This window comes from Bacillus cereus group sp. BfR-BA-01441, assembly GCF_022663075.1.
GTDB lineage: Bacteria > Bacillota > Bacilli > Bacillales > Bacillaceae_G > Bacillus_A > Bacillus_A cereus.
Genome location: NZ_JAKUEU010000231.1, coordinates 1 through 680, shown reverse-complemented (window position 1 = coordinate 680; position 680 = coordinate 1). Strand labels below are relative to the sequence as shown.

Genomic DNA, 680 nt, shown 5'->3' with positions numbered 1-680 from the left:
TATCAACAATAGAAAAACCAAACATAATAACCCCTCACTTTTCAAAAATAAATCTTCATGTTATGAGCGAACCACAAAACTTTCTAATTCTTCTAATAATTTTTTCGCGCCTTCTTTACTTAAAATAATTTTCCCATTTGCTACAGCAATATTATTTTTTGCCACTTCTCCTGTTATTGTACATGCCCCATATGGTTCGTATTTCTTTAAAACAATTTTATCATTATCTTCTACATAAATTTCTATTGGATCTTTCTCATTGATACCTAATGTTCTTCTTAGTTCCTTTGGAATTACAATTCGACCTAATTCATCAACTTTTCTAATAATACCTGTAGATTTCATAACTATCTCCCCTTTGTTATAATTTAAACCAATTATACCATAAAATGTATTATATGTACATTGAATATATATTTAATGCATAATAAAAAGAGCTTTTTATCAAAGCTCTTTTTAAAAGTTCATATTTGCAAATGGATCAGCCGAATCTTTTTTATTTTCAGCTTCATCTTCACTGGAATCCTCTTTTTTTTCTGACTCAAAATCGGCAAATGGATCTGATAATTATTCTTCAACTGTATTCAAATGTTTTTCAACCATTTCTTCTACAGCAAGTTTTTCTGTTTCCTTAATCACTTCTTCAACAACTACACTCTGATGTATATTAGTATCATTTT

At 28.1% G+C, this 680-nt stretch carries 1 protein-coding gene; it reads right to left on the bottom strand.

The genetic code is table 11. The features are described 5' to 3' along the window. Positions 1–60: 60 nt before the first annotated feature. Positions 61–345, bottom strand: coding sequence for an AbrB/MazE/SpoVT family DNA-binding domain-containing protein (locus tag MR107_RS30210; protein WP_242293166.1), 285 nt, complete (start codon positions 343–345; stop codon positions 61–63). Positions 346–680 lie beyond the last annotated feature (335 nt).